The following is an 8470-nucleotide window of genomic DNA, read 5'->3' as shown; positions in this document are numbered from 1 at the left end:
CATTTTGGGCATAGTTCACGATGTTATGTAAACTTTGGGTTCCAATACATTTACCCAAAACATTCTGTGGGTGTTTTTTTATAGCTTTAACCACAAAGTTAAATTGCTGTAAGTCAGACTGCGACTGACCATTTAAAGGGATAAGACTAATTTCTTTAACCGTTACACATGGGCTTTCTTCAACAACTAAATGCTTAAAATCCTGTAATGGTTTTGTATTTTCATAAGGAGTTTGCTGAGCAAGCTGGTCTTGTAATTGCTGGTTAAGCTCTTTTAAACGTTGATCTTGAAGCACCTGGCTGGGCAAAGAAACATCTTCAATCGCATAGACATATTGGTGAAAACCCGCAAAAAGAATAAGGGAAGAAGTTATAAAATTCTTAGTTAACATTTTATAGACAGAATTGTACGTATAAGAACTTTATTTTACACAAAAAAACATATTATTCAATTTTTCTTTATCTTTTGATAAAATAAAGTTTATGAAGATTAAGTAACTAGCGGCCTTCATCTTATTAATTTTAATCAAAAAATCATAATTTTATTTTAAAAACTTTTATGGAGATGCTTGAGAAGCGGATTGTTGGGGGTTAAAAATCTTTGTTTTTTAATTTATTGAGCTCAAACATTGCATTTTTATATTCGAGGTATGCCTTTTCACTGATTAGAACCACTGCATCTTTCTCTTTTCGTGTAATTTTTACGGCGTAACCTAACAGCACTCTTTCCATAACCTTTGAAAATTGTGATCTTGCATTGGCATAATTAATTTGTTCCATAATATTAGCCCTTCTCATATAAAAGAAAGCCACTTCTGATATTAAAGTGGCTGGGATTACATTAAAAATTGTATCGACCTAATAAATTGATTCGGGATAGTTTCCCTTCTAAATCTGAAAATGTTTCTCTCTTTCCATAGGTGTATTCAACGCCAAGATCGACTTTCTCAACAGGCGTCCAAAATAAATTGACGCTTGCATTGATTAGCCTTTTATTTTGATCAGGGTTATTTTCTGAAAAATTTGAATCTTTATAGATAAGACTACCAGCAGACAAAGAAGAGCGTAAATTTTCATTCCATTTACGCATATACCCTAACTCGACAGAATCAAATTCACTTAAATACATTCGATTTTTATCAAAGTAGAAAGCATCATTATCTTTTGAATAAAGCATGTAACGGTTATCGCCAGCTATGTGATAGTAATTGAATACAACTGAGTCGTTTTCAGAAAGCTTATACTTTGTGCCTAATCCAGCACCCCAAGCAAGTTTAGTTTGCTCTTCATTCGTGTCAGAAACTGCTCGATTTTCATGAAGCATGCCATGCAATTGAACCAAAAAATCTGGATTTTTAAATTCATATCGCATGGTTAATGCAGGAAAACGGCTTCCACCTTCTACATTTTTATTTTCAACATCACCGCCTTCCAAAGCGACTAATAATTTTTGTTTGGTGTCAACGATGTGCTGATAACGGAGCTGTACATTACGCTGAGTTCCTGTGCCCATCGCACCTGTAAAATCAACCAAACTTGGAGCAGTATCACTATTCACAAAAGGTGAAGTCGTCTGACCAATTAACCAATTTCCTAGTGAAATATAAGCGTGTCTAACCCGAACCGAACCATTACCGTTATCTCCACCACTTCCCATGAAATCGGCTTCTAACTTTCCAACCAAATCTCCTTTCGAGGTCGGCTTAACGATATCCACCCCTACACGTGAAGTCGCGGCAGAAACATTTAATGATTTGCTTGTTGAGTTTGAATTGTCTAATGGTATTGATCCTGTCTTATTCGCAATTGAACGCGTTGAACCTTCAAAATCATATGCAGCATCAACACGTATATTTCCATAAAATTTAATTTTAGTCTGATCAGCCGAAACAGGCTTATAAGCGTTTGATGTTTTGTTTTGACTCAAGTCAGGTACTTTGTTTAATCCATTATTTTTATTTAGATTTTGCTGCTCCATCAGATAATCTATTTGCTGTTGTAATTTAATTATTTTTTCATTTAGCGCTGAGTTATCTTCGCTTTCAGCTTTAGCTTGCTGCAAAGTAATACTCATTAATAACGATAAATAAATAATCCCTTTATATTTCATGTCTTTTTCCTTTAGACGAAATCATATAGACCAAATTGAAATTTCCTATTTTTCAATTAGTGACTTAATGATTATTGAATTAACTTTAGATAGGCTAACGAAGCTCAATCATTGACTTCGCTAGTTCCCGTCGAACTTGGATGGTTTGGAATAACCTTATTCCGGTAATTCACATCCTTTTTGTTTTAAGCTGTTAATCACCCAGCTACGGTCATTTTCACCTACGGCGATTTGCTCTAATTGCTTTTGTTCAGCGGCATGTTTGGCGCTTGCTTTCAGATAAACCTCTTCAACTTCTGCATAAGGCACGCTTAAAAGCCCATCTTCATCACCTAAAATCAAGTCTCCAGGTTCAACCACCATTCCATTAATTGCGATAGGAACATTAATTTCCCCCGGTCCGTCTTTATAAGGTCCTCGATGTGAAATTCCTGCCGCAAAAAGTGGAAAATCTCCCTCTCCAATGACAACTGAATCACGAATCGCGCCATTAATAACGATGCCAGCTATACCTTTCTTAATGGCATAAGCAACCATCATCTCTCCAATTAATGCATTGGTTAGATCACCACCAGCATCAACCACAATGACGTCTCCCGGCTGGGCGATATCAATAGCATAGTGCAACATCAAGTTGTCACCCGGACGAGCCTTAACTGTAATGGCAGGCCCACAAAGATATCCCTTTTTATGCATTGGTCTTAATTGAGCCCCACCTGAAGTCATTCGATTCATTGAGTCACTGACATTAGCGACTGGTAGATCTCGATATTGCTCAATCCATTTTTGCTCAACTTTTCTGTCGTTTTTTAGCACTCTAAAACCAATTGCCATAACTTTTCCCTTAGATCAGTTTTCTTGTGCAAATTAATATGACAGCATTTTTTTGAAATGTAATTTCATTTTTAATTAAATTTAAACTAAAATTTACTCAATTATTAAATTTAGTTTTTACTATTGACTATTTTTTTGAAATGGCGTTTTAATAACATGGATTATTAAGGACGTATTTTGCTCAAAATACTTAAATGGAGTGCAAGTCAAAAATGAAACGTAAAGTTCTTATCACGGGGCCAACATTAACTTCAGATGCGTTACTGTATGCTCAGTCCCATGATATTCAGTTGATTCCAACTGAACCCTACATGGCAAAAGATGAAATGGAAAAACTCATCCATGATGAACAACCTGATGCAATCATTGTTCGAACAGGCAAACTTTCTAGAGATATGATTTTTGCTTCTAATAATTTAAAAGTGATTGCAAAACATGGTGTTGGGTTTGACACAATCGACACTCAAGCTGCGGCTGAACGAAAAATTCCTGTCACTATTGCCGTAGGCGCAAATGCACAATCTGTTGCCGAACACGCTTTTGCACTCATGTTTAATGTTGCGCGACAAGTCACATGGTTAGACCAACGTATTCGAGAAGGTCATTGGGACAAAGCAAGTGCAAATGGCGTGGAGTTATATGGCAAAACGCTGGGCTTAATTGGTTTAGGGGCAATCGGTAGCATACTTATGAAGTTAGTGGCTCCCTTAAACATGAAAGTAAAAGTATATGATCCGTTTTTACAAAATTTGCCAGAGCTCGATTATGTAGAACAAGAACACGACTTTGAAAAACTTTTAGAAACCAGTGACATTATTAGCCTACATTGCCCACTCACAGCAGAGAATAGACACTTATTTTCTCATGCCCAATTTGAAAAGATGAAACGCTCAAGCATCTTAATCAATACAGCACGTGGTGAATTAATTGATCAGGCTGCATTAGTTGATGCACTAAAAAATAATAAAATTGCTGGTGCAGGTTTAGATACCTTTTCTTCAGAACCGCCAGAAAAAGATAATCCACTATGGGAATTACCTAACTTGGTTGTGACTCCTCACATAGGAGCAAACACAACAGATTCACGTAATCGCGTTGGTCTTTTAGCACTTGAACAGATTGTGAGTATTTGGAATGGCCAATTACTAAACCCACGAGCTATCGCTAACTGGAAGTTACTTAATAGCTAATCATGGAACTGAATTGTTTCTAAGCTTTTAGATGCGAGAACAATTAAAATACTGAATATAAAAAAGGATTTTTTTATGTCTACAGAATACTCTCAACCGAGTGCGATTGAACGTGAAACAATGCGCAAGGTGGCGTGGCGATTACTGCCTTTTTTAACACTTTGTTATGTCATCGCTATTATTGATCGTGGCAATATTGGTATGGCTTCATTACAAATGAATGAAGATCTTGGCCTAACAGCTACTGCTTTTGGTTTTGCCAGTAGCTTATTTTTCTTTGCATATTTTCTATTTGAAGTACCCAGCAACCTCGCCATGCAAAAATTTGGAGCAAAAGTTTGGATTGCTCGAATTATGGTGACGTGGGGAGTGATTACAGCCGCAACAGCTTTCGTTGAAAGCTCTACATCGTTATATATTATGCGGTTCTTACTCGGCGCTGCCGAAGCAGGCTTTTTCCCTGGTGTAATTTTATATTTAACCTATTGGTTGCCTGCTAATTATAGAGCCAGAATGGTCGCAATATTTATGGTGGCGATTCCGGGTGCAAACTTTATCGGTTCACCACTATCGGGACTTTTATTATCGCTAGATGGCTGGATGGGCATGCGTGGGTGGCATTGGCTATTTATTTTAGAAGGTATCCCTGCCATTTTATTAGGTATTGCCTGCCTATTTGCACTCACAGATCGACCAGAACAAGCAAAATGGCTTAATAGCGAACAAAAAGCTTGGTTAGTTGAAAGATTACAGTTTGAACGTCAACAAAAAACCCCAATTGGCCATATTTCACTATGGCAACTTTTAAAGAATAAATATATCTGGTCTATGATCATTATTTATTCTGGTGCTTCTGCTGCTGGAAGTACAATGAGTGTTTGGGCACCACAATTAATTAAATCATTTGGTTTGAGTAATTTAGAAATCGGTTTAGTAAATGCAATTCCTTACGGCTTAGCTTCTATTGCAATGATTTTTTGGGGTCGTAGTTCAGATCGTAAAAATGAACGCCGTTGGCATACAGCAATCACACTATTGATGATCTCATTTGGTTTATTAATTGCTTTGTTCACGTCTTCACTTATTGGCACAATCTTTTTACTCAGTGTCGTACTAATTGGTGCTTATTCTATGAAAGGTCCTTTCTGGGCTTTAGCATCATCGTGGATGTCACCGAGTACAACGGCGGCAGGTCTAGCAGCCATTGGTGCATTTGCCAATCTGATTGGTGGCGGGTTGATGGTAAATATCTATGGCGCAATTCATGATGCAACAGGAAGCCACGCAATTGCCTTACTTCCACTTGCAGCCTTAAATCTCGTGTCGGCTATCATGGTTTTCATTATGTCTAGAAAGAAAGCTGTTTTGTTTAGCCAACCACAAAGTACTTCATAAACAATATACATAAAAAGGGGCTAACGATTTAGCCCCTTTTTTATATCTACAATATTAGAATTAATTACGAATACTCTTACCACCTAAACTTTTCGTTAAATCATCTGCAATTTTGAAGAAAAAATCCCCCACAGATTTTGCAATTTCCGCAGTAAAACGACTTGATGGCCCCGAAACGACTAATGCTCCAACTACATCATTTTGAGCGTCAAATACAGGCAATGCCATTGAAGCAGCATGTGGTTCCGTTACACCCGTTGAATAAAAAGGTTCAGTTCTTGCTAAAACTTGTTCGTGTGTTGATCGCAATGCTTGAGCGCCTGCTGCTCCATCCATTGGTCGAACTTCGCCCGGCTGAATATGAACACGCAGTCGATGGGTAGAGTTCACTCTATATTGGCAAAGACGATATGCCCCATGTTTAACGTAAAATGAAGCAGTTTCACCAGTTTCATCAACAAGTTGCTGTAAACACGGCACCACATGTCTTTCTAGATCTAAAGCATCTTGATAAATTGTATTTAAACGCATAACTTCGCTGGCAAGCGTATATCTGCCATCCGAAAGACGGTTAACAAAACCAAAATCTTCTAGCGAAACAATTAAGCGCATGATGGTTGCTTTATTTAATTCTGTTCGTTCTGCGAGTTCTGCTAGGGTTAAAGATTTATCACCTATTCTAAAAGCAGTTAACAAAGTTAAAAGGCGATCAGCCGATGCATTTCCGCTTGTTGCTGGGTGAGGTTTAATTTTAACCATGTTTTTCCTACAATAGCTTGATATCAATTTTAATGTATTGAATTAGGTTTTTAACTTTACCATATTTCTTATATTTTAATTCTATCTCTCGACAGCAACTTCTTTCATTTATCAAAGTACTTAAAATATTAAGCATGGCCTCATTATTAGTATGCTTTACGACCAACAATGAGACCTATATTAATTTCGATCTTAAGCTTGTATTACGCTTCTATCTTTTTGTCTTTACTACTTGAATAGATAAAATATAAAGCAATCCCTAAGCAAATTAATGCACCTAATCTATACGGTGAAAAAGAGAGCATTTCATTACCAAACCAGCCAAAGTTATCAATCAAGATACTCATCAAAAGTTGCCCAAAAATTACAGCTACCGTAGCTACGGCAGTTCCAATTCTTTGCACAGCCAGTACCATAATGACAATATAAGGCACTCCACACATGGCACCTAACAACTGCCATTTAGGAACATCCAACAACGTTAATGTTTGTTTTGGTTCAAAGTAAAAAATAAGGAGTGCAGTAATTAGAGCACCGACTGAGAAAGTCAAAAAAGCACTACGAAATACACCAATTTTTGCTCCAAGTTGACCATTAATTGCAGCCTGTACACTCAATAAAGCACCACCAATGACGGCGAGAAGGATCATTAAAATTGTCATGCGGGTCTCCTATGCTTTTGCGACAAGTACAAGTGCAGCAACAATAAAGATGAGTGCCAAAATTCGTTTACGGTCTACCTTTCGGTGTGGAGTCCCCAACAAACCATAGTGGTCGATGATCAGGCTTTTAGACACCTGACCCGCTAAAATGCCTATCATCGTCATGGCAATACCGATAATTGGAGTGGTAATGGTCAAAATAATGACGTAAGCAGGCCCTAAAACACCACCCAGTAATTGCCAAGATGGAAGTGTAAAAAATGAAGGACTATTACGTGGACTAAAAAACAACATGAGTAAAAAGGTAAGTGCTGCACCCACGCCAAAAATACTAAACGTGGCCCATAACTCACCCACTTCCTTTCCTAACGGCCCTAAAAGCCCTGCTTCGACCGATAGCCCCATTCCCCCTAAAATAGTTAGGAGTAGTAATAGAATTTGCATCTACATTGCCTCATCTGTATCTAGGCAACGAATACTAAAGTAGCCAATTCATCAGAAAAACAGCATAATTCATGAATCACTTTTGCAGAAATTGCACAAATGGATTTAACAAATTCGATTGATATCCGCACGCTTCGCTTCTTTATTAGTGTTTATAACGCACAAAACTTCTCAAATGTAGCGCGTAAAGAAGACGTATCTGCATCTATGATTTCTCGAACCATTCAACAACTTGAAGATGCGTTGGGGCAGCAACTTTTCTACCGAAATACACGGGCAATCACACCGACAGAATCGGGCAAATTATTTTTTGAATATGCGAAAAGAATTACCGAACAATTTGATGAAGCACAAAAGGCATTACAAGATAAAACCATAGAACCATCCGGACTCGTCCGCATCAATGCTCCAGTGTTTTTTGGTCAACGGCATATTGCGCCGTGGTTGGCGGGTTTATCAGAACGTTATCCAAAACTTTTAATAGAATTGATTCAAACCGATGAATTTATAGATCCGTTACGCGAAAGCACCGATTTAATATTTCGCATTGGAACGCTAACTGATTCATCATTTCATGCACGTATTTTTGCTACACAAAAGTATCATTTGGCCGCCTCTCCTCAGTATGTTGCCAAATACGGTACGCTTGATCACCCAACAGAACTTAATCAACACAAATGCCTAGTCTATAAAGGTTTTGAAGGTCCTAACCGCTGGTTAGTGAGAAAGCCTGATAAAGAATGGGTACATTATCCAATTACCCCCTTACTTTCTTCAAACAATGCCGAGAGTTTAATGACAGCTGCGCTTCATGGTATGGGTATTGTTTTATTTCCTGATTGGTTGATTGGGGAAGCTTTAAAACAAGGTGATTTAATAAAGCTTTTACCTGAATATGAAGTCGCGATTAAATCGCAACCCCAGCATATTGCAGCCATTTATCCAAATGTCCGCCATCCCCCACTTAATATTAGAGCAGTGATAGATTATTTTTCAGAAATCTATGGAGACACACCGTATTGGCAGAATTAATTTTGTAAATAGAGTAAAAGAGATCAATTAACTAGTATCTTTTTG

Annotated in this window: 9 protein-coding genes and 1 pseudogene; 3 read left to right on the top strand and 7 right to left on the bottom strand. The window is 37.6% G+C overall.

Annotated elements, in window-relative coordinates:
* From WBW42_RS15855 to WBW42_RS15840, 4 genes and pseudogenes are all read right to left on the bottom strand, one after another.
* A pseudogene (locus WBW42_RS15855) lies at positions 1-391 on the bottom strand (ShlB/FhaC/HecB family hemolysin secretion/activation protein); the annotation flags it as partial.
* A gap of 199 nt (positions 392-590) precedes the next feature.
* Positions 591-779 (bottom strand): type II toxin-antitoxin system Phd/YefM family antitoxin, encoded by a 189-nt coding sequence (locus WBW42_RS15850; protein ID WP_000435195.1) that lies wholly within the window; start codon positions 777-779, stop codon positions 591-593.
* Between the two features lie 61 nt (positions 780-840).
* Positions 841-2109 (bottom strand): DcaP family trimeric outer membrane transporter, encoded by a 1269-nt coding sequence (locus WBW42_RS15845; protein ID WP_032070691.1) that lies wholly within the window; start codon positions 2107-2109, stop codon positions 841-843.
* Between the two features lie 156 nt (positions 2110-2265).
* Complete coding sequence (locus WBW42_RS15840) at positions 2266-2943, bottom strand: RraA family protein (protein ID WP_017399161.1); 678 nt, start codon at positions 2941-2943, stop codon at positions 2266-2268.
* A gap of 194 nt (positions 2944-3137) precedes the next feature.
* On the opposite strand from WBW42_RS15840, the gene WBW42_RS15835 reads away from it, so the two are divergent.
* Together WBW42_RS15835 and WBW42_RS15830 are read left to right on the top strand one after the other, a co-directional pair.
* Positions 3138-4133: a hydroxyacid dehydrogenase gene (locus WBW42_RS15835; RefSeq protein WP_170814119.1), complete on the top strand. Its 996-nt coding sequence runs from the start codon at positions 3138-3140 to the stop codon at positions 4131-4133.
* A 75-nt stretch (positions 4134-4208) separates the two neighbouring features.
* Complete coding sequence (locus tag WBW42_RS15830) at positions 4209-5528, top strand: MFS transporter (RefSeq protein WP_032070692.1); 1320 nt, start codon at positions 4209-4211, stop codon at positions 5526-5528.
* 60 nt (positions 5529-5588) lie between these two features.
* On the opposite strand, the gene WBW42_RS15825 is transcribed toward WBW42_RS15830, so the two are convergent.
* From WBW42_RS15825 to WBW42_RS15815, 3 genes are all read right to left on the bottom strand, one after another.
* Positions 5589-6287 (bottom strand): IclR family transcriptional regulator, encoded by a 699-nt coding sequence (locus WBW42_RS15825; RefSeq protein ID WP_002113797.1) that lies wholly within the window; start codon positions 6285-6287, stop codon positions 5589-5591.
* A 203-nt stretch (positions 6288-6490) separates the two neighbouring features.
* Complete coding sequence (locus WBW42_RS15820; protein ID WP_032070693.1) at positions 6491-6949, bottom strand: DMT family transporter; 459 nt, start codon at positions 6947-6949, stop codon at positions 6491-6493.
* A 9-nt stretch (positions 6950-6958) separates the two neighbouring features.
* Positions 6959-7393, bottom strand: a complete 435-nt coding sequence (locus WBW42_RS15815) for a DMT family transporter (RefSeq protein WP_001166490.1) — start codon at positions 7391-7393, stop codon at positions 6959-6961.
* Between the two features lie 99 nt (positions 7394-7492).
* On the opposite strand from WBW42_RS15815, the gene WBW42_RS15810 reads away from it, so the two are divergent.
* On the top strand, positions 7493-8425 hold the full coding sequence (locus tag WBW42_RS15810; protein ID WP_032070694.1) for a LysR family transcriptional regulator: 933 nt from the start codon (positions 7493-7495) through the stop codon (positions 8423-8425).
* Positions 8426-8470: the final 45 nt, after the last annotated feature.

Source organism: Acinetobacter sp. LT1, assembly GCF_059800965.1.
This window is presented reverse-complemented; position numbering and strand designations above follow the sequence as displayed.